Source organism: Microbispora cellulosiformans, from assembly GCF_008728085.1.
In the GTDB taxonomy this organism is placed as follows: Bacteria; Actinomycetota; Actinomycetes; order Streptosporangiales; family Streptosporangiaceae; genus Microbispora; species Microbispora amethystogenes.
Map to the genome: position 1 here is coordinate 366,063 of NZ_VYTZ01000003.1, position 20,687 is coordinate 386,749.

General features: G+C 73.4%; 17 protein-coding genes. 16 read left to right on the top strand and 1 reads right to left on the bottom strand.

All coding sequences use genetic code 11. The features are described from left to right. Nucleotides 1-58: 58 nt before the first annotated feature. Complete coding sequence (locus F5972_RS09735; RefSeq protein ID WP_150933081.1) at nt 59-1,039, bottom strand: AAA family ATPase; 981 nt, start codon at nt 1,037-1,039, stop codon at nt 59-61. A 494-nt stretch (nt 1,040-1,533) separates the two neighbouring features. Here F5972_RS09735 and mraZ point away from each other — a divergent pair, with 494 nt between their 5' ends. The 16 genes from mraZ (at nt 1,534) to F5972_RS09815 (ending at nt 20,664) form a co-directional block, all read left to right on the top strand. Further along, nucleotides 1,534-1,965 (top strand): division/cell wall cluster transcriptional repressor MraZ, encoded by a 432-nt coding sequence (mraZ, locus tag F5972_RS09740; RefSeq protein ID WP_117409747.1) that lies wholly within the window; start codon nt 1,534-1,536, stop codon nt 1,963-1,965. A 289-nt stretch (nt 1,966-2,254) separates the two neighbouring features. Further along, complete coding sequence (gene rsmH / locus F5972_RS09745; RefSeq protein WP_150933082.1) at nt 2,255-3,178, top strand: 16S rRNA (cytosine(1402)-N(4))-methyltransferase RsmH; 924 nt, start codon at nt 2,255-2,257, stop codon at nt 3,176-3,178. Then, nucleotides 3,175-4,182 (top strand): hypothetical protein, encoded by a 1,008-nt coding sequence (locus F5972_RS09750; protein WP_150933083.1) that lies wholly within the window; start codon nt 3,175-3,177, stop codon nt 4,180-4,182. Before rsmH ends, F5972_RS09750 begins: the two co-directional genes overlap by 4 nt. An 872-nt stretch (nt 4,183-5,054) precedes the next feature. Then, on the top strand, nt 5,055-6,785 hold the full coding sequence (locus F5972_RS38785; protein WP_449843638.1) for a peptidoglycan D,D-transpeptidase FtsI family protein: 1,731 nt from the start codon (nt 5,055-5,057) through the stop codon (nt 6,783-6,785). A gap of 113 nt (nt 6,786-6,898) precedes the next feature. Next, nucleotides 6,899-8,521, top strand: coding sequence for a UDP-N-acetylmuramoyl-L-alanyl-D-glutamate--2,6-diaminopimelate ligase (locus tag F5972_RS09760; protein WP_150933380.1), 1,623 nt, complete (start codon nt 6,899-6,901; stop codon nt 8,519-8,521). A 153-nt stretch (nt 8,522-8,674) separates the two neighbouring features. Next, nucleotides 8,675-10,042 carry a UDP-N-acetylmuramoyl-tripeptide--D-alanyl-D-alanine ligase gene (locus F5972_RS09765; protein ID WP_150933084.1) on the top strand — a complete coding sequence of 456 codons (1,368 nt, stop codon included), beginning with the start codon at nt 8,675-8,677 and terminating at the stop codon, nt 10,040-10,042. Then, nucleotides 10,039-11,115 (top strand): phospho-N-acetylmuramoyl-pentapeptide-transferase, encoded by a 1,077-nt coding sequence (mraY, locus tag F5972_RS09770; RefSeq protein WP_150933085.1) that lies wholly within the window; start codon nt 10,039-10,041, stop codon nt 11,113-11,115. Before F5972_RS09765 ends, mraY begins: the two co-directional genes overlap by 4 nt. Beyond that, nucleotides 11,097-12,473 (top strand): UDP-N-acetylmuramoyl-L-alanine--D-glutamate ligase, encoded by a 1,377-nt coding sequence (gene murD / locus F5972_RS09775; RefSeq protein WP_150933086.1) that lies wholly within the window; start codon nt 11,097-11,099, stop codon nt 12,471-12,473. Before mraY ends, murD begins: the two co-directional genes overlap by 19 nt. Before the next feature lie 149 nt (nt 12,474-12,622). Further along, nucleotides 12,623-13,945, top strand: coding sequence for a putative lipid II flippase FtsW (gene ftsW, locus F5972_RS09780; protein ID WP_225311353.1), 1,323 nt, complete (start codon nt 12,623-12,625; stop codon nt 13,943-13,945). Between the two features lies 1 nt (nt 13,946). Beyond that, nucleotides 13,947-15,026, top strand: a complete 1,080-nt coding sequence (gene murG / locus F5972_RS09785; RefSeq protein WP_150933087.1) for an undecaprenyldiphospho-muramoylpentapeptide beta-N-acetylglucosaminyltransferase — start codon at nt 13,947-13,949, stop codon at nt 15,024-15,026. After that, nucleotides 15,023-16,447, top strand: a complete 1,425-nt coding sequence (gene murC / locus F5972_RS09790) for a UDP-N-acetylmuramate--L-alanine ligase (RefSeq protein ID WP_150933088.1) — start codon at nt 15,023-15,025, stop codon at nt 16,445-16,447. Before murG ends, murC begins: the two co-directional genes overlap by 4 nt. After that, nucleotides 16,444-17,115 carry a cell division protein FtsQ/DivIB gene (locus F5972_RS09795; RefSeq protein ID WP_150933089.1) on the top strand — a complete coding sequence of 224 codons (672 nt, stop codon included), beginning with the start codon at nt 16,444-16,446 and terminating at the stop codon, nt 17,113-17,115. The genes murC and F5972_RS09795 overlap by 4 nt, the downstream gene beginning before the upstream one ends. A 252-nt stretch (nt 17,116-17,367) precedes the next feature. Further along, entirely contained in the window at nt 17,368-18,846 is a 1,479-nt protein-coding gene (ftsZ, locus tag F5972_RS09800) for a cell division protein FtsZ (RefSeq protein ID WP_150933090.1), read from the top strand. A gap of 81 nt (nt 18,847-18,927) precedes the next feature. Continuing rightward, nucleotides 18,928-19,626, top strand: a complete 699-nt coding sequence (locus tag F5972_RS09805) for a YggS family pyridoxal phosphate-dependent enzyme (RefSeq protein WP_150933091.1) — start codon at nt 18,928-18,930, stop codon at nt 19,624-19,626. Between the two features lie 136 nt (nt 19,627-19,762). Then, on the top strand, nt 19,763-20,290 hold the full coding sequence (locus F5972_RS09810) for a cell division protein SepF (protein WP_150933092.1): 528 nt from the start codon (nt 19,763-19,765) through the stop codon (nt 20,288-20,290). Between the two features lie 83 nt (nt 20,291-20,373). Further along, nucleotides 20,374-20,664 (top strand): YggT family protein, encoded by a 291-nt coding sequence (locus tag F5972_RS09815; protein ID WP_150933093.1) that lies wholly within the window; start codon nt 20,374-20,376, stop codon nt 20,662-20,664. Nucleotides 20,665-20,687 lie beyond the last annotated feature (23 nt).

Consider the following 20,687-nt stretch of genomic DNA (forward strand, 5'->3'; position numbering starts at 1 on the left):
TTCTCGTTCGTGCGCGTCCGGGACAGTACGTGTCCGGGAGTCGGTGCGCGTCTGGGAATCAGTGCGCGTCCGGGACGGGGACGCGCCGCAGCAGCTCGGCGACGAACTGCTCCGGCTGGCGGCGCTGCCCCTGTGCCTCGAGGCTGGGCAGCAGGCGGTGCGCCAGCACCGGAACGGCCAGGTCCTGCAGGTCGTCGGGGATCACGTAGTCGCGCCCCGACAGCGCCGCGTGGGCCCGCGCGCTGCGCACCAGATGGAGGGTGGCCCGTGGGGAGGCGCCCAGCCGCAGGTCGGTGGAGCTCCGGGTGGCCGCGACCATGTCGACGGCGTAACGCTTGACCGGCTGGGAGACGTAGACGGCGCGGACGGCCCGGATCAGCGCGGCCACCTCGGCCGTGGTCGCCACCGGCTCCATCTTGTCCAGCGGCTGGGAGGCGCCGTGGACGTCGAGCATCTCCAGCTCGGCGGCGGGCTCGGGATAGCCCATCGCGATCTTGGCGGTGAACCGGTCGCGCTGCGCCTCGGGGAGGGGATAGGTGCCCTCCATCTCGATCGGGTTCTGCGTCGCGATGACCATGAACGGCGACTCAAGCGCGTAGGTGACGCCGTCGACCGTCACCTGGTGCTCCTCCATGCACTCCAGCAGCGCCGACTGCGTCTTGGGGGAGGCGCGGTTGATCTCGTCGCCGACGACGATGTTCGCGAACACCGGGCCCGGCTTGAACTCGAACTCCCGCGTCTGCTGGTTGTACGCGCTGACCCCGGTGATGTCGCTCGGCAGCAGGTCGGGCGTGAACTGCACGCGCTTGACCGGGCAGTCGATGGAGCGGGCCAGGGCCTTGGCGAGCATCGTCTTGCCGACGCCGGGCACGTCCTCGATCAGCAGGTGGCCCTCCGCCAGGAGCACGGTGAGAGTCAGGCGGACGACGTCGCTCTTGCCCTCGATCACTGATTCGATCGCGTTGCGGATCCGGTGCGCGGTGTCGACCAGATCCTCAAGCGGGGCTGTCGCGTCGGTGACGTCGGGTGTTACAGCCACCAGGCCTCCATGAGGGTGCGTCCCCGAGAATGGGGCGTTAAACGTTCCTTTTCCATTCTGTGTACTGACCTTATGTCCCCTCTGGTTCGCGGGCGACTTTGTCCGGAAAACAGAGTGAACTGCGCGTAGAGTCCGGACCTTTCGCGGTCACGTACCGCGACCAGCCGAATCCCGGGAGGCGACCCCGGCCGCTCCACTTCCCCCCACCCGTTCCGGGCCGCCTTCCCCCACCGGTCCCCACCCGGCCGCGCGCCCGGCCGGAACCTCCGTACGCGCCGGGGCTCGCGCCGTGGGCCGACACGCCCGTGCGCGGGTGGGGGCGGCGCGGCGCCCCACTCCGCACCACCCCGTTTCACCTGCGAAAACGCCGCCGATTTTGAATGCGGACACGGCCGGAATCAGTTGACGGTGGGGAGAAGTGGAGTATGGTGGTGCGCAGTGGAGGGCAGAGGCTACAGAGCTGAGCGCTCCGCAAGGCACAGGAGGTGGGTCCGGTGTTTCTCGGCACCCACCACCCGCGCCTCGACGACAAAGGACGGCTGTTCCTGCCGGCGAAGTATCGCGAGGAGCTGGCGGAGGGTCTGGTGATCACCAAAGGCCAGGAGCGCTGCCTCTACGTCTTCCCCGTAGAGGAGTTCCAGCGCATCACCGAGGCCCTGCGCACCGCACCGGTGACGGCCAAGGCGGTCCGCGACTACAGCCGTGTCTTCTTCGCCAGCGCGTCCGACGAGATGCCGGACAAGCAGGGGCGCATCACGATTCCCCAGACGCTCAGGCGGTACGCCGGGCTGGAACGCGACTGCGTCGTCATCGGCGCCAACACGCGTCTGGAGATCTGGGACGCCCAGGCGTGGGACACCTACCTGGATGCCCAGGAGCAGGCATTCTCCGATCTGTCGGAGGAGGTGCTGCCCGGGATCCTGTAGCTCGATTTCCCTTTCTCGTTCGATCAGAAGACCCGTCGGTGACGTTCGGCGAGGTCTCCACCCGCTCCCAAAGGGCAGCTGATGCACCTTCCCCGGTGTCAGACGCCACGCAAGGCGACGCGGATGGGGACCTGGCCGGGCGGGTCGGTTCCCCGGGGGAACCGGCATGGGTGGGGATCCGTTGGGTAGTCACCGGCGGCACAGCCGCGAATCCGCGAGTACAGCGGCGTAATGGGGGTTGGAAGCGTTGTCGCACGAGCCCGGTCAGCCGGGTGGTCACGTTCCGGTCATGCTCGATCGCGTGCTGGAGTTGCTCGCTCCGGCGCTCACCGGACCGGAGCCGGTGGCCGTGGACGCCAACCTCGGTCTCGGCGGGCACGCCGAGGCGCTGCTCGCCGCCCACCCCTCCCTCCATCTCGTCGGAATCGACCGCGACCCCACCGCCATCGCGCGCTCCACCGCACGGCTCGCGCCGTACGCGGACCGGATCACCCTGGTGCGCGCCGTCTCCGACGAACTGGCCGACGTGCTCCATGACGCCGGACGGCCCCGCATCGACGCCGCGCTGTTCGACCTCGGCGTGTCCTCCCCTCAGCTCGACGAGGCCGAGCGCGGTTTCGCCTACTCCTACGACGCCCCCCTCGACATGCGGATGGACCGCGACCAGGAGCTCACCGCCGAACTCGTGGTGAACACCTACCCGGCCGCGGACCTGATCCGCATCCTGCGCGACTACGGCGAGGAGCGCTTCGCGGCACGCGTGGCGAACCTCATCGTCAAGGAGCGTGCCAAGGACCCCATCACCAGCACCAAACGGCTCGCCGACCTCGTACGCGCGGCGATACCCGCCGCGACGAGGCGGACCGGGGGCAACCCGGCCAAGAGAACGTTCCAGGCGCTGCGCATCGAGGTGAACGGAGAGCTGACCGCGCTGGAGCGCGCGCTCCCGGCCGCGCTCGGCGCGCTCGCACTGGGCGGGCGCGTTGTCGTGCTCGCCTACCACTCCCTGGAGGACCGGCTCACCAAGCGGGTCCTCGCGGCGCGAACCAAGGACACGAGCCCTCCGGGGCTGCCGGTCCCGCTCGAGGCGCACCAGCCTCGGTTCCGCCTTCTGACGAGGGGAGCGGAGCTCCCGGACGACGAAGAGGTGGCCCGCAACCCGCGGGCGGCCTCGGCCCGCTTGCGGGCGGCAGAGAGGATCCGCGAGGGATGAGGACAGAGCAGGAGAGCAGGAGGGCGGCCGGACGCGTGGCCGCGCCGTCCCGCGTGCCCGGTCGCGTGCCGGGCCAGGCCGCCGGATCGGCGGGCGAGACCGTCGCGACTCCCGACAGGCCCCTCGGCGGCGCGCGCCGCCGGCGTGAGGACGACCAGCCGCGCCGGGCCCGGTCCGCCGCGGGCGACGCGCTCCCGCGCGAGGCCGTCCCGGCTCCCCGCGGCCGTGCGGCGGCCCCCGCCACGCCCGCCGAGACGAGGACCCGCCAGGACGCTTCCGCCCGCGCCGGTGCCGCCGCACGCGGCCGTGCGGCGACCCCTGCGACGCCCGCCGAGGCGAGGGCCCGGAAGGAGGCGCCCGCGGCTCCCCGGAAGGGCAGGGCCGCGGCGAGGACCGCCGCCGGGCCCGCCGCGGCCCCCAGGCGCGACGCCGCACGGACGTCCGCGGCGGGCCGTACCGCGCCGCCCGCTGAGAGGCCGCCCAGCGAGAGGCCGCTCCGCGTGAGGCCGGGCAGGCAGACGCCGGAGCGTGAGACGCCGTTCCGGGAGAGTCCCGAGCGGGGGGGCCGGGACACGGCCGAGGCCGCGCCGGCGCCGGGACGTGCCCGGCGTGGCGCGGGCGCCGCTGCATCCCCGGCGACGTCCCCGCGTGCCAGAATGGCGCGGCGAGCGTTCCGGCGGCCGCCGCGTGCGCCGTTCGTGCTGCTCGTCGTGGGTCTCATGTGCGGGGGTCTGGTGACCCTCCTGCTGCTCAACACGGTCCTCGCGCAGGACTCGTTCAAGCTGAGCGATCTGCGGTCGAGCATCGACGATCTGCACCAGCAGGCCGACGAGCAGGAGAACCTGCTCCGCACGTGGAGCCAGCCCGGCGCGGTGGACGAGGCGGGCCGCGGGACGGGTGACGTGCAGCCGGACCGCTCCGCCCCCCGGTTCATCAGGGCGGGCGAGGGCACGGCCGGGCAGCAGGGCAGTGAGGCGGGCACGGAGGAGGGCACGGACCGGTGAGTGACAGCGGCCGGAACCCGGGTCCCGGCCGCGGGGGTCCCACCGGGCGTGGCGGCGGCCAGGGCCCGGGCGGCGGCAGGCGTAACCCGGGGTCCCCGGGGCGGTCCGCCCGCCAGGACGGGCCGCCGAAGCCCGGCCGTCCCGGCCGCCCGTCCGATCCCGGGCCCGGCGACGCGTCCGGCCGCCCGGCACGCCCGGGCGCCGACGGCGGAGCCGGGCGAGGCCACGACGCCGGCCGCCCGCGCGGCTCCGCGGACCGCGACGCCGCGACCCCCAACCGCTCCGCCCGCGCGGCGACCGGCCGCACCGGCAACCGCGCGGCCCGTGACCGTACGGACGGCGACCGCGCCCTTGGCAGTCGCGCGGAGGGCAACCGCGCGGCGAGCGGCCGCGCGGGAGGCGAGCGTGCCGCCGATCAGCGTGTGCCGGGCGACCGCGCGTCGCGGGCCGAGAGCGGCGGCTCGGACCGGGGCCGTGGGGGAGTCGCAGGGCGGGCCCACGGCGCCGGAAGCGGCGGTCAGACACCGGCCCGGTCCCGCACGGCCGCAGGGGGCGACGCGCCGTCCCGCGGCACCGGCGGGGCCCGTCCGCCGGCCGGAGCGGCCTCGGGCGGGGGAGGGGCGGCCAGAGGCGCGTCCTCCGGGAGTTCGTCGGGCGGAGGCTCCTCGGCCAAGGGACCGTCGGCGGGCGCGGGCCAGGGCCGGGCCCGGACGGGCGGCACGCCGCCGCGTACACCGGCGCGCACCCCACCGGGCACGCCGCCGCGTACGGCGCCACGTACGCCATCCCGCGCACCGGGGGGCGCGGCAGGGCGCACACCGCCGCGTCCGCCTCGTGCGCCGGGCCCGCCGCCGCCTCCGCGCCCGCCGGCCGTGCTGCGGCTGGGCAACCCCGTACGGCGGCTGCGGGCGGCGATGCTGGTGATGGCGATCGTGCTGTCGCTGTTCGCCGGACGGCTGGTGCAGTTGCAGGGGCTCGACTCGAAGGTGCTCCAGGCGAAGGCCGTCCAGCAGCGGGTGCAGCCCGAGATCCTGCCGGCGCGGCGCGGCGCGATCACCGACGCGGAGGGCCACGAGCTCGCGGTGACGGTCGAGGCCCGAGAGGTCTACGTCGACCCCAAGGACGTCGACCCGGCGAAGCGCGACCTGGTCGCCACCACGCTGGCGCGCGAGCTGAACAAGCCCAAACAGGACATCGACGCCGCACTGGCCAAGGTCACCCAGCGCTACATTCCGCTGGCCCGCGACGTCGAGCCGCTGCGGGCCAAGCGCATCATGGGCTTCAAGCTCAGGGGCGTGGGCACCAAGGAGACCTACCGCCGTCTCTACCCCGGCAAGTCGCTGGCGGGCGGCCTGCTCGGCTTCACCGGCGTGGACGGCCGGGGCCTGGAGGGCCTGGAGAGCGCGTACAACGACGTCCTCGCGGGCCGGGACGGCAAGCAGAGCATCGAGCTCGGCGCGAACCGCCAGCGCATCCCGATGACGCGGAGCCAGCGCGAGGCGCCGGTGCCCGGGCGGGACGTCCGGCTGACCATAAACCGGGACCTGCAATGGGCCGCCGAGCAGACGCTGGCCCGGCGGGTGAACGACACCGGGGCGCGCAGCGGCAGCGTGATCGTGATGGACGTGCTCACCGGCCGGATCCTCGCGATGGCCAACGCGCCCCAGGCCGACCTCAACGACTGGCAGTCCGCCCCGGCGGAGGACCGCGCCAACCGCGCCGTGTCGGAGATCTTCGAGCCGGGCAGCACCAACAAGGTCATCACGGCCGCCGCGGCGATGGAGGCGGGGGTGGTCACGCCGGACACCGTCTTCCGGGTGCCCGACCACATCCAGTGCGCCGACCGGCAGCTCAAGGACGCCCATCCGCACGCGCCCGAGTCGATGACGTTCACCGGCGTCCTCGCGGAGTCGAGCAACGTGGGCACCATCATGGCTGCGGAGAAGATCTCCAGCCAGCGGCTGTACGACATGTTCCGGTCCTTCGGGTTCGGCGCGAGCAGCGGGTCGCGCGTCCCCGGCGAGCAGGACGGCCTGCTGCCGCGGTGGGAGACGTGGTCGGGCAGCCAGCGCTGTACGATCGCCTACGGCCAGGGAATCTCGGTCACCGCACTGCAGATGGCCAGCGTCTACCAGACGATCGCCAACGGAGGAGTGCGGGTGACCCCCTCGATCGTGGCGGGCACCACAGACGCGCACGGCGCGTTCGTCCCCGCTCCGGCCGCCAAGGGCACCCGGGTGATCAGCGAGACGACCGCCCGGAGCATCGCACTCATGCTGGAGGCCGCGGTCGGCCACGAGGGCACGGGAGAGGAGGCCTCGATCGAGGGCTACCGTGTCGCGGGCAAGACCGGCACCGCCATGCGGTACGACGAGAAGTGCGCGGGATACTGCGGATACACCGCCACGTTCGTGGGCTTCGCCCCCGCGGACCAGCCCCGGCTGATGGCCCTGGCCGTCATCCAGGATCCCAAGAAGGACCACTACGGCGGCGCCGTCGCCGCCCCGGTGTTCAAGGACGTCATGACTTTCGCGTTGAAGAACAGGAAGATCCCCCCGACCGGCACGAAGGCGCCCGCGATGGTCCTTCGCCCCGCGGGGTGACCGGGACCGTACCGGCCGGGGTGGGAAGCACGCGGGCCCCGGCGGCGGAGGGCGGCGTGGCGGAGCCGGACGGCGGAGGGGAGTACGCTCTCGCCGTGCGTTCCGCGTCGTCCATGCGTCCAGAGGCCGTCCAGGCCCGCCCGCTGTCCGCGCTCGCGTCCCTGCTCGGCCCGTCGTCGTCGGCCGTACCCTCCCCCGGAGCGCGGGTGGTCCGCGGCGCCGTCACCGGCGTCACCCTCGACTCGCGCCGGGTGCGGCGCGGCGACCTGTACGTGGCAGTGGCCGGGGCCTCCCGGCACGGCGCGGAGTTCGCCGGCGCCGCCCTCGCGGCGGGCGCGGCGGCGATTCTCACCGACCCCGAGGGCCGTGACGCGGCCGTGGCCACCGGCCTGCCGGTGCTCGTCGTGCCCGACCCGCGGGCGGTGCTCGGGCAGGTCGCCTCCTGGGTGTACGGCAAGCCCGCGGCCGGCATCACTCTCATCGGCGTGACCGGCACCAGCGGCAAGTCCACCTCCACCTTCCTGCTGGAGGCGGGACTGCGGGCGGCGGGCCACCGCACCGGCCTCGTCGGCGGCGTGGAGATCCGCGCCGGGGACGTGCGGTTCACCCCCGACCTGACCACTCCCGAGGCGACCGACCTGCAGGGCCTGTTCGCGCTGATGCGCGAGCAGGGCGTGAGCGCCGCGGCCATGGAGGTCTCCAGCCACGCCCTGGCCCTCGGCCGGGTGGACGGCCTCTTCTACGACGTGTCGATCTTCACGAACCTGTCGCAGGACCACCTGGACTTCCACCGGGACCTGGACGACTACTTCGCGGCCAAGGCGCGTCTGTTCACCCCCGAGCTCAGCCGCCTCGGGGTGGTGAACGCCGACGACGCCCACGGCCGCGAGCTGGCCGGCACGGCCAAGATCCCGATCACCACGTTCTCCGCCTCGGGAGCGCCGGAGGCGGACTGGCGCGCCGAGGACGTCCGCCTCGGCTCCACCGGCAGCCGGTTCCGTCTCGTCGGACCCGGAGGCGTGGAGGCCGACGTGGCGGTGGGGCTGCCCGGGCCGTTTAACGTGGCCAACACGCTCGGCGCGCTGGTCGCGCTGGTGGAGACGGGCGTCCCGCTGCAGGCCGCGGTGACCGGCGTCGGCGAGTTCACCGGCGTCCCCGGCCGGATGGAGCGCGTGCCGGGCGACGGCGACGTGCCGGGGGACGTGCAGGTGATCGTCGACTACGCGCACAAGCCGGGCGCGGTGGAGTCGGTGCTCAACTCGCTGCGGGCGGTGCTGGACGACGGTCCGGGCAAGGGGCCGGACAACACGGCGGGCGGAGGGCCCGGCGGGCGCCTGGTCGTCGTGCTGGGCTGCGGCGGCGACCGCGACCGCGGCAAGCGCCCGATGATGGGCGAGGCCGCCGCCCGCCTCGCCGACGTGGCGATCCTGACTAGTGACAATCCTCGTACGGAGGACCCGCTCGCGATCCTCGCCGCGATGCTGGAGGGCGCTCTGCGGGTACCCCAGCAGGAGAGGGCGCACGTCGTCGTGGAGCCGGACCGGGCGGCCGCCATCCGTCTGGCCGTCGGCGGTGCTTCGCCCGGAGATGTGGTAGTTGTGGCGGGCAAGGGGCACGAGCTGGGGCAGTATGTCGGGGGCGAGGTCATCCCCTTCGACGACCGTGAGGTGGCCGCCGCGGCCATCGCGGAGCGGAACCGGGCACGGCGGGCCGCAGGGGAGACCGCCGGTGCGTGAGGCGGTGTTACAGGGCGCCCCAGGCGTCCCGGTTCACAGCGCTCCGATGCACGGTGTTCCGAGCCACGGCGCTCCGGTTCACGGTGCTCCGGTGTATGGCGCTCCGGTTCATGGGGGCCCGACAAGCGACGCGAAAGAGAGCAGGACAGACACATGATCCCGTTGCCGCTGGCCCGGGTCGCCGAGATCACGTCCGGAGCCCTGAACGGCCTGGCCGACCCCGCGGCCGTGGTCCGAGGACCGGTCGTGATCGACTCGCGGGCGGTCGTGCCCGGCTCGCTCTTCGTGGCGATCAAGGGGGAGCGGGCCGACGGGCACGACTTCGCCCGGCAGGCCCACGAGGCGGGCGCCGTCGCGGTCCTCGCCACCCGGCCGGTCGACGCGCCGGCCGTGATCGTGGGGGACCCCCAGGCCGCCCTGGCCGCCCTGGCGCACGCCGTGGTGACGGAGCTTCCCGGCGCCACCGTGGTGGGCGTGACCGGCTCCGCGGGCAAGACCACCACCAAGGACCTGCTGGCCGGTCTCGCCGCCCGGATGGGCCCGACGGTCGCGCCGGTCGGCTCGTACAACAACGAGATCGGCCACCCGCTGACCGTGCTCAAGGCCGACGAGGGCACCCGGTTCCTCGTGCTCGAACTGAGCGCGCGCAACATCGGCCACATCGCCTACCTGGCGGAGATCGCCCCGCCGCGCATCGGCGTGGTGCTGAACGTCGGCACCGCCCATCTCGGCGTGTTCGGCGGCAAGGAGGCGATCGCCCGGGCCAAGGGCGAGCTCGTCGAGGCGCTGCCCGCCGACGGGACCGCGGTGCTCAACGCCGACGATCCTCTGGTCAGCGAGATGGCCGGCCGTACGAAGGCTCGGGTGACCTGGTTCGGCCGCTCGGCCCGCGCGCACGTGCGCGCGGAGGACGAGACGCTCGACGAGGCCGGACGCGCCTCGTTCACGCTGCGCACGCCGTCCGGCTCCGCTCCCGTGCGGCTGCGCCTGTACGGCGCGCACGCCGTCGAGAACGCACTGGCCGCCGCGGCCGCCGCCTACGAGCTGGGCATGCCGGTGGCGGCCATCGCCGCGGAGCTGTCGGCGGCCGAGCCGCGCAGCCGCTGGCGGATGGAGGTCACCGACCGGCCCGACGGGGTGACCGTGATCAACGACGCGTACAACGCCAACCCCGACTCCATGCGGGCCGCCTTCGGCAGCCTCGGGGTCATCGGCGCGGGGCGGCGGCGGTTCGCCGTGATCGCCGCGCTGCGCGAGCTGGGCGAGGACGGCCCGGCGCTGAACGAGGACCTCGGGCGGCTGGCCGCCGGCGCGGGGCTGGAAGCGGTGGTCGTCGTGGGGGAGGACGCCGAGCCGGTGCTCAAGGGCGCCCCCGGCGCGATCCACGTGCCCGACGCCGCCGCGGCGGCGCGGGAACTGTCGGACCGGCTCGCGCCCGGGGACGCGGTGCTGGTGAAGGGGCCGCGCGCGGCCGGGCTGGAACGGGTCGCCGAGGCGATCCTCGGAGGTGACGCCCGGTGAGGAACATCCTCATCGCGGGGGCGATCTCGCTGCTGCTGTCCATGGTCGGCACGCCGCTGGCCATCCGGCTGTTCGCCCGGCGAGGCTACGGCCAGAACATCCGGGAGGAGGGCCCGTCGGGTCACTACGACAAGAAGGGCACTCCCACGATGGGCGGCACGGTGATCGTCATCGCCGCGCTGATCGGCTATTTCACGGCCCACGGGGTGACCGTCTTCTCGGCGGTCAGCGACCCCCCGACGGCCTCCGGCCTGCTGGTGCTGTTCCTGATGACCGGCCTCGGCGCGGTCGGCTTCCTCGACGACTTCATCAAGATCTACAAGCAGCGCAGCCTGGGCCTGCGCAGCGGCGCGAAGGCCGCCGGGCAGCTCGTGATCGGCGCGGTCTTCGCGGTGCTGGTGCTGCGCTTCCCCAACGCCTACGCCGTCACCCCGGCCGACACCCACGTGTCGTTCCTGCGGGACATCGGGCCGTCCATCGGGCTGATCGGCTTCGTCGTCTGGGTCCTGTTCTTCATCGTGGGCTTCTCCAACGCGGTGAACCTGACCGACGGGCTCGACGGCCTGGCCTCCGGCGCCACCTGCCTGGTGCTCGCGGCGTACGTGCTGATCGGCAACTGGCAGCTGCGCAACAGCTGCACGACGGTCGGCTTCGGCCCCAACTGCTACTGGGTGCGGGACCCGCTCGACCTGGCGGTGGTCGCGGCGGCGGTGCTGGGGGCCTGCCTGGGCTTCCTGTGGTGGAACGCCCCGCCCGCCAAGATCTTCATGGGCGACACCGGCTCGCTGGCCCTCGGCGGCGTGATCGCCGGCCTCGCCTTCACCACCCGGACCCAGCTCCTGCTGGTCATCCTGGGCGGCCTGTTCGCGCTCATCACGATGTCGGTGATCATCCAGGTCGGGTTCTTCAAGATGACCCGCAAACGGGTCTTCCGGATGGCTCCGCTCCAGCACCACTTCGAGCTGTCCGGCTGGGCCGAGACCACGATCGTGGTCCGCTTCTGGCTGATCGCCGCGCTGTGTGTGGCCGCCGGCCTCGGCCTGTTCTACCTCGAATGGATGCCGAAGCAGTGAGCGTGGTCGTCGCCGGTCTCGGCGTGTCGGGCGCGGCCGCGGCCCGGGCCCTGGCCCGCCGCGGCGAGCGGGTGATCGTGCTGGAGGCGGTGGACGGCGAGCGGCAGCGCGCCGCCGCCGCCGATCTCGACGCCCTCGGGGTGGAGGTGCGGTTCGGCGAGCCCGCCCTGCCCGAGGACGCCTCGCTCGTGGTCACCTCGCCCGGCTGGCGGCCCGGTCATCCGCTCCTCGTCGCGGCGGAGAAGGCCGGCGCCGAGGTGATCGGGGAGGTCGAGCTGGCCTGGCGGCTGCGCGGGGAGCACGCCGCCCCCTGGCTGGCGCTGACCGGGACCAACGGCAAGACCACCGCCGTCCGCATGCTCGCCTCGATCCTGACGGCCGCAGGGCACCGGGCCCTCGCCGTGGGCAACGTCGGCATGCCGATCGTGGAGGCCGTCGACGGCCCCTACGACGTGCTGGCCGTCGAGCTGTCGAGCTTCCAGCTCCACTGGTCGTCGAGCCTCGCGCCGCTCGCGGGGGCCGTGCTCAACGTGGCGCCCGACCACATCGACTGGCACGGCTCGATGGAGGAGTACGCCGCGGCCAAGGCGCGGGTCTTCGCCGCCGCCGGGACGGTCGTGTTCAACGCCGACGACGCGTGGTCGTCGCGCCTGGCCGAGCCGTACGCCTCCCGGGTGGGCTTCACGCTCGCCGTGCCGCGGCCCGGGCAGCTCGGGATCGTGGAGGACCTGCTGGTCGACCGGGCCTTCGTGGCCGACCCGGCGCGTTCGGCGGAGGAGCTGGCCTCGCTGGAGGACGTGCGTCCCTTCGCGCCGCACAACGTCGCCAACGCGCTCGCCGCCGCGGCCCTGGCCCGCGCCCACGGCGTGCCGCCCGAGGCCGTACGGCGGGGCCTGCGGGAGTTCACGCCCGACCCGCACCGCATCGCGCACGTCGCGACGGTGGGGGAGATCGACTACGTGGACGACTCCAAGGCGACCAACCCGCACGCGGCCGCCGCGTCGCTGGCCGCCTACCCCTCGATCGTGTGGATCGCGGGCGGTCAGCTCAAGGGCGCCGACGTGAACGACCTCGTACGGCAGGCCGCGCCCCGGCTGCGCGGCGCGGTGCTGCTGGGGGCCGACCGCGAGCTGATCCGCCAGGCATTGGCGCGACACGCCGCGAATGTCCCCGTCGTGGACGTGCCGGGGCAAGACACTGGGGTCATGGACCGTGTCGTCGCCGAAGCCGCCCGGCTCGCCTCTCCGGGGGACACCGTGCTGCTCGCCCCCGCCGGGGCGTCACTGGACATGTACGCCGGCTACGGAGCGCGTGGGGAGGCCTTCGCCCGAGCCGTGCACCGCCTGGCGGCACGGTGAGCGGCCGGACGGTGAGCGGCCGGACGCCGAGCCAGGCCGCCGACCCGGCCGGCACCCGGGCGACCCGGGCCCAGGGTGAGCGGGCGGAGAGTGAGCGGGCACCGGGTGAACAGACGCCGGGCGGCTGGGCCGGGGCCCAGGTCGCGGCGCTGCGCGAGCTGCTCGGCCGCCCGCTGACGTCCTACCACCTCGTGCTGGGCTGCAGCGCGCTGCTGCTCGCCCTCGGGCTGATGATGGTGCTGTCGGCGTCGAGCATCGAGGCGCTGCAGCGCACCGGGAACCCGTTCTACTGGTTCCTCAAGCAGGTCACGTCGGTGGCGATCGGGCTGCCCCTCATGTGGGTCTGCTCCCGGCTCCCGCAGCGGTTCTTCCGCCTGACCGGCTATCCGCTGATGGGCCTGGCGATCCTCGGCCTGCTGATGGTCATCTTCCTCGGCCAGGAACTGCTGGGCGCCCAGCGGTGGATCGTCATCGGCCCGTTCTCGGTGCAGCCGTCGGAGCCGGCGAAGCTCGCCCTGGTGCTGTGGGGGGCCGACCTGCTCGCGACGCGGGCGCGCGGCGGCCGCATCGAGTGGCGTCAGCTGCTGATCCCGCTGATGCCGGGCGTGGCCCTGCTGGCCGTACTGGTCATGATCGGGCGCGACCTCGGCACGACGTTCGTGCTCATGATGATCTTCCTGGCGCTGCTGTGGGTGGTCGGCGCGCCCGTGCGGCTCTTCGGCGGCATCCTCGGGCTGCTCGCGCTGGCGACCGCCACTATGATCATCGCCGAGCCCTACCGGTTCGACCGCCTCACCGGCTACCTGCATCCGTGGGAAACCGCGCAGCACGAGGGGTTCCAAACCGTGCAGGGGCTGATGGCGATGGGGTCGGGCGGCTGGTTCGGCATCGGGCTGGGCGCGAGCCGGCAGAAGTGGAACTATCTGCCCCACGCCGAGAGCGACTTCATCTTCTCCATCATCGGAGAGGAGCTCGGGCTGCTGGGGACCCTCGTGGTGGTCGCGCTGTTCGGACTGCTCGGCTACGCGGGCCTGCGCATCGCGATGCGGACCAGGGACCCCTTCGTCCGGCTGGCGTCCGCCGCCGCCACCGCCTGGATCGCCGGGCAGGCCGTCGTCAACATCGGCGCGGTCATCGGGGTCCTCCCGGTCACCGGGATCCCGCTGCCGCTCGTGTCGTACGGCGGATCGGCGCTGCTGCCGACGCTCGCGGCGCTGGGCATGCTGCTGTCGTTCGCCAAGCGGGAGCCGGGCGCGGCCGAGGCGCTGGCGGCCCGTGGCCCCGGACCGGCCGCGCGGGCTCTAAGCTGGCTTGGCCTGAACGCCCGAGCCTGGCGCCGGCCCGCGTCCCCGCGCGAGGCCGTCCGGCGGACGGCACGGCCGCGTCCGGCACGAGTGAGAACGACGCGGGAGCAGCCGCGGGAGCAGTCGCGAGAACGTCCGCGGGAACATCCGCGAGAGAGCAGGGAGTGACATGAGGGTGGTCCTCGCCGGCGGCGGGACGGCCGGCCACATCGAGCCGGCCCTCGCGCTGGCCGACGCGCTTCGCCGGCTCGACCCGAGGATCGGCATCACCTGCCTCGGCACCGAGCGCGGGCTCGAGACCCGCCTGGTGCCCGCGCGCGGCTACGAGCTGGAGCTCGTGCCCGCCGTGCCGCTGCCCCGCTCGCTCAGCCCCAAGCTCCTCACCGTGCCCGGCCGGCTCGCCGGGGCCATCGGCAGCGCCGCCGGGATCCTGGAGAAGGTCGGCGCGGACATCCTGGTCGGCTTCGGCGGCTACGTCGCCACCCCCGCCTACCTCGGCGCCCGGCGGCGCGGCGTGCCGATCGTGGTCCACGAGGCCAACCCGCGGCCCGGCCTGGCCAACCGGCTCGGCGCGCGCCTCACCGACCACGTCTTCACCGGGCACCCGGACGCCGTGCTCCCCAACGCGGAGTACGTCGGCATCCCGCTGCGCCGGGAGATCAGCACGATGGACCGCCTGTCGATGGGGGACAAGGCGCGGTCCTACTTCGGGCTGGAGTCCGACCGGGTGACGCTGCTGGTGTTCGGCGGGTCGCAGGGCGCCCGCTCGGTCAACCAGGCGGCGCTGGAGGCCGCGCCCTACCTGCGCGCCGCGGGCGTCCAGGTGCTGCACGTGGTCGGGCCGAAGAACACCGTCGAGATCGAGCCCCCGCCCGGCGACCCGCAGTACGTGATCCTCCCGTACGTCGACCGGATGGACCTCGCCTACGCCGCGGCCGACCTCGTCCTGTCCCGCGCGGGCGCGATGACCTGCGCCGAGCTGACCGCCGTGGGGCTGCCCGCGGCGTTCGTGCCGCTGCCGCACGGCAACGGCGAGCAGCGCCTCAACGCCGAGCCGATCGTCCGGGCCGGGGGCGGCCTGATGGTCGACGACGCGGACCTGTCGGCGGCCTGGATCGTCCAGACGCTGCTGCCGATCCTGAACGACCCCGAGCGCGTGGTCGCGATGTCCGAGGCGGCCAGCCGGATGGGCCGCAAGGACGCCGACACGACGCTCGCCCGCAAGGTGCTGGAGATCGCTCACCGATGAGTCTCGTCAAGCTCGTGGATCCCGTCCCGGCGGCCGACCTGGGGCGGGTGCACTTCATCGGCATCGGCGGCTCCGGGATGTCCGGCATCGCCCGGATCCTCCTCAAGCGGGGAGTGCCGGTGTCGGGCAGCGACGCGCGCCCGTCCGCGCAGCTGACCGAGCTGCGCGAGCTGGGGGCCACCGTCCACGTCGGCCACGCCGCCTCCCACATCAAGGACGTCGACACCGTCGTCGTCTCCACCGCGATCCGCGACTCCAACCCCGAGCTGGGCGAGGCGCTGCGCCAGAACCTGCGGGTGATCCCGCGCGCCGCGGCGCTGGCCTCGGTGATGTCCGGCCGCACCGGCATCGCCGTCGCCGGCACCCACGGCAAGACCACGACCACCTCGATGCTCACCGTGGCGCTGCAGAAGTGCGGCGAGGACCCGTCGTACTGCGTCGGAGGTCAGCTCGTCACGACCGGTCTCGGCGCCGACGACGGCACGGGCGAGGTGTTCGTGGCGGAGGCCGACGAGAGCGACGGCTCCTTCCTCATGCTCGCGCCGCGGATCGCCGTCGTGACCAACGTCGAGGCCGACCACCTCGACAACTACGGAGACCCCCAGGCCGTGCACGACGGCTTCGCCCGCTTCGTCGAGCACGTCGGGTCGCTGCTGGTCGTCTGCGCCGACGACCCCGGGGCCGCCGCCCTCGTGCCGATCGCCCGTGAGCGGGGCCTCGCCGTCGTCACGTACGGCGAGAGCGCCGGGGTGGACCTGCGCACGACCGACGTGGCCCCGCGCGGCCTCGGCGTGGAGTTCCGCGTGGAGCTCGGCCCGGGGGCGCCCGGCGGGCCGGGACGCGGAGAGGTGCGCCTGGCCGTGCCCGGCCGGCACAACGCGGTCAACGCCACCGCGGTGATCGCCGTGGCGCTGCACCTCGGCCTGCGCTTCGACGACGTCAAGGAGGGCCTCGCCGCCTTCACCGGTGCCAAGCGGCGGTTCGAGTCCAAGGGCGAGGCCGGCGGCGTGACGGTCTTCGACAGCTACGCCCACCACCCGACCGAGCTGACCGCCGACCTGCGCGCCGCCCGCGACGTGGTCGGCGGCGACGGCCGGGTCATCGCGGTCTTCCAGCCGCATCTCTACTCGCGCACCCGGTTCTTCGCCGACGAGTTCGGCGCCGCGCTCGGCCTGGCCGACGAGGTCGTCGTGCTCGACGTGTACGGCGCGCGGGAGGACCCCGAGCCCGGGGTCTCCGGGGCGCTCGTCGCCGGGAAGGTGCCGCTGCCGGCCGAGCGGGTGGTCTACGCCCCCGACCGCGCGGCCGTGCCCTCCCTCGTCGCCGGCCGGGCACACGCCGGGGACATCGTCCTCACGATGGGCGCGGGGGACGTCACCGAGCTCGGCCCGCGAATCGTCGCGGAGCTGTCCGCCCGGTGAGGCGGGCCGTCCGGCGCTCGGCGCTCGCCACCCTGCTGACCGGCGGGGTCGTGGGCGTCGCCACCTGGGTCGTGTTCTTCTCGCCCGTCCTCGGCGTGCGGGAGGTCGAGATCACCGGCAACGGCCGCGTCCCGGCCGAGGAGCTGCGCCAGGCGGCGGGAGTGCGGACGGGCACGCCGCTCGCCACCGTGGACCTCGCCGGCGTCGAGGCGCGGGTGCGGGCGCTGCGCGCCGTCGAGTCGGCCACGGTCGGCCGCGTCTGGCCGGGCACGCTGCGGATCAGCGTGGTCGAGCGCGTCCCCGCGGCGGCGGTCCCCCTGGGCGCCGAGACCGCGGTGATCGACCGGTATGGCGTCGTCCTCCAGCAGGTGACGGTCGCCCCGCCGCGGCTTCCGGTGCTGCGCGTCGAGCGGGCCGCCGCCGACGACCCTGCCACCCGGGCGGGCCTCACCGTGCTCCGGGCGCTGCCGGGCGACCTCCTCGACCGGCTGCGGGAACTGCGCGCCCCCTCGCCCCGGTCGATCACCCTCAAGCTCACCGACGGCCGCTCCGTGACCTGGGGAGACGCGCGCGACTCGGCCCGCAAGGGGCGGGTGCTGCTCGCCGCCCTGGCCAAGCCGGGGAAGAGCTACGACGTCAGCTCCCCCGGGGTGGTGACGGTCAGGTGACAAATCTCACTGACCGTGCTCGGACCGGCCGAAGCCGCCCTGGAACGGGGCATCGTGCGAATAGGACAGCGCGCGACACGCCGGACTGCCTTGCGGCGCGGTTAGTTGACCCTGGGGGAGGCGCAACCCTACTGTCCGTATCAATCCTCAGGTTGACATAACTCTAAATCTCAACTTGAGGGTGAGAGTTCAAGAGAAGAGACGGCGGGCCCTGCCCGCATGAAACGCAAACGAGCGGAAAGGCCCCTCGTCGTGGCAGCACCGCAGAACTACCTCGCGGTCATCAAGGTCGTCGGCATCGGCGGCGGCGGAGTGAACGCCGTCAACCGGATGATCGAGGAGGGACTCAAGGGCGTCGAGTTCATCGCCATCAACACTGACGCCCAGGCGCTGCTGATGAGTGACGCCGACGTGAAACTCGACGTGGGGCGCGAGCTCACGCGAGGCCTCGGCGCGGGCGCCAACCCGGAGGTGGGCCGCAAGGCGGCCGAGGACCACCGGGAGGAGATCGAGGAGGTCCTCAAGGGGGCCGACATGGTCTTCGTGACCGCCGGCGAGGGCGGCGGCACCGGAACCGGCGGCGCGCCGGTCGTGGCCAGCATCGCCCGATCGCTCGGCGCGCTCACCATAGGAGTCGTCACCCGGCCCTTCAGCTTCGAGGGCAAGCGCCGGGCCATGCAGGCCGAGGCCGGCATCGAGACTCTCCGCGAGGAGGTCGACACGCTGATCGTCATTCCGAACGACCGGCTGCTTTCGATCTCCGACCGCCAGGTGAGCGTGCTCGACGCCTTCAAGGCCGCCGACCAGGTGCTGCTGTCCGGTGTGCAGGGCATCACCGACCTCATCACCACGCCCGGTCTGATCAACCTGGACTTCGCCGACGTCAAGTCGGTCATGTCCGGCGCGGGTTCGGCCCTCATGGGTATCGGCCACGCGCGCGGCGACGACCGGTCGGTCGCCGCCGCCGAGATGGCCGTCTCCAGCCCGCTGCTGGAGGCGAGCATCGACGGCGCCCACGGCGTGCTCCTGTCCATCGCCGGCGGCTCCGACCTCGGCCTCTTCGAGATCAACGAGGCGGCCCAGCTCGTCAGCAACGCCGCCGCGATCGACGCCAACATCATCTTCGGCACGGTCATCGACGACGCGCTCGGCGACGAGGTGCGGGTGACGGTCATCGCGGCCGGGTTCGACGAGCCCGCCCCGGTCAAGCCGGTGGCCGCTCCGGTGGCGCGACCGCAGCAGGCCCGCCCGGCGCCGGCCCAGCCCGCGCGCCCCGCCACCCCGGCGCCGGTCAGGCCGGAGCCGCGCCCGGAGCCGGCCCAGCCCTCCGTACGGCCGGTCGGCTCCGCGACGCCGCCCACCTCGGCGCCCACGCCGCCGCCCGCCCCCATCCAGGCAAGCACTGTGCAGCCGGCCACGGCACAGGCCGCCATGAACGCCGCGGCCCAGCCGCAGGCGAGCGCCGTGCCGCCGCCGGCCCAGCCGGTGGGCCAGCCCGCCCAGCAGGCGGCCGCGCCGCAGGCACAGCAGGCCGAGGGAGTCACGCCGTTCCCCCGGGACGCGGCCGACGGCGGGCGTGACCAGGGCGTCACCGGCCCGGTGTCGATCCCGAGGCCCACACCCGAGCCGCCGACTCCGATCACCTCCCGCACCTCCCAGCCGGGCCCCCGGCGTCCGGTGGTGTTCGAGGAGCAGGAGGAGGAGCTCGACGTGCCGGACTTCCTCAAGTGACGTTCCCGCCCGGCCCGCCCGGCCCGCCCGGCGTGGCCGGGGTGAGGGGCGCGACGGGGCGGACGCCCGCGGGCGTGGTCCGTGAGTGACCGGCGCGAGGAGCTGGCCGCCGCCTTAACCGAGGTCGAAAGGCGCGTCGAGGAGGCGTGCCGGGCGGCCGGCCGGTCGCGGAAGGAGCTCACCCTCATCGCGGTGACCAAGACCTACCCGGCCTCCGACGTCCGGCTGCTCGCCGGTCTCGGCGTCTCGCACGTCGGTGAGAACCGCGACCAGGAGGCGGCGGGCAAGGCCGCCGCCTGCGCGGACCTCGGCCTCACCTGGCACTTCATCGGCCAGCTGCAGTCGAACAAGGTCCGCTCAGTCGTCGCCTACGCGCACATGGTCCACTCGGTCGACCGTCCCCGCCTGGTGGAGGCGCTCGGCCGCGAGGCCGTACGGGCCGGGCGCGAGGTGGACTGCCTCATCCAGGTCTCCCTCGACGAGGGGGCCGGGCGGGGCGGCGCGCGGCCGGAGGAGGTGCCCGCCCTCGCGGAACTCGTCGCGAAGACCGGGGGGCTGCGGCTGCGGGGGGTCATGGCGGTCGCACCGCTGGGGGAGGACCCGGCGCCGGCGTTCGCCAGGCTGCGGGCCGTCTCCGGGCGTCTCCGCGAGGACCACCCCGACGCGGACGTGATATCGGCCGGAATGAGCGGAGACATCCCCCAAGCCATCGCGAACGGCGCGACACACCTGAGAGTCGGTACGGCGTTGCTCGGCCGCAGGAAGCCCTTCGTCAGGTAATGTCCCCCAAGTGGACCATGGTGTCCGCGCTCCAGGTAGAGGTCGATCAGCGGTGAGCTCCAAGGGGGGTACGGCTACCGCCCTGGCCTTCCCCAGGGACCTTGTAGGCACCCAGAAACGCGGAGGACGACGAGCGATGGCCGGCGCGATGCGCAAGATGGCGGTCTACCTCGGTCTCGTGGAGGACGACCGCTACGAAGACAGGTACACGGCGGAGTACGGCACCGACGAGGACTACGGCGACGAGGAGTACGAGTCGCCGCGGCGCGGCTTCGCCGCATCCTCCGGTGCGCACGCCGGGGCTCCGGAGCGCGATGAGGACACCGAGACGTCCGTCCCGGCCCCGCGTCCCCCCACGGCCGTGCTGGAGCGCCGTACGACCGATCTGGCGCGGATCACCACCCTGCATCCGCGCACGTACAACGAGGCGCGCACGATCGGCGAGCACTTCCGCGAGGGCACGCCGGTCATCATGAATCTGACAGAGATGGTCGACAGCGACGCCAAGCGCCTTGTCGATTTCGCGGCAGGTCTCGTCTTTGGCCTACACGGCAGCATCGAACGTGTTACCAACAAGGTGTTCCTGTTGTCCCCCGCCAACGTTGAGGTGACCGCCGAGGACAAGGCCAGAATCGCGGAACGCGGCTTCTTCAACCAGAGCTAGAGTTCCATACATGAACAGTGCAGAGCTGAGCGGTGCCCGTGCGGCCCGCAGGCGGCGGAACCGAGGGGAGGCGGGGCTCGACCGTGGGGATCATTAGCGAGATCTTGGTCATCGCCCTGACCCTCTACCTGGTTCTGCTGATCGGCAGAATGATCATAGATACGGTGCAGGCGTTCGCCCGCGCCTGGCGGCCCACGGGGGTCGTCCTGGTGCTGGCGGAGGTCACCTATACGGCGACCGACCCACCCCTCAAGTTCCTCCGCCGTTTCATTCCGCCCCTCAGGTTGGGTACGGTGGCCTTTGACCTGAGCTTCACAGTGCTGTTCATTGTGGTTTTGGTCTTGATCCAAGTCGTGAACGCGCTTCCACGTTGATCGGGTACCGCTCTACCGGACAG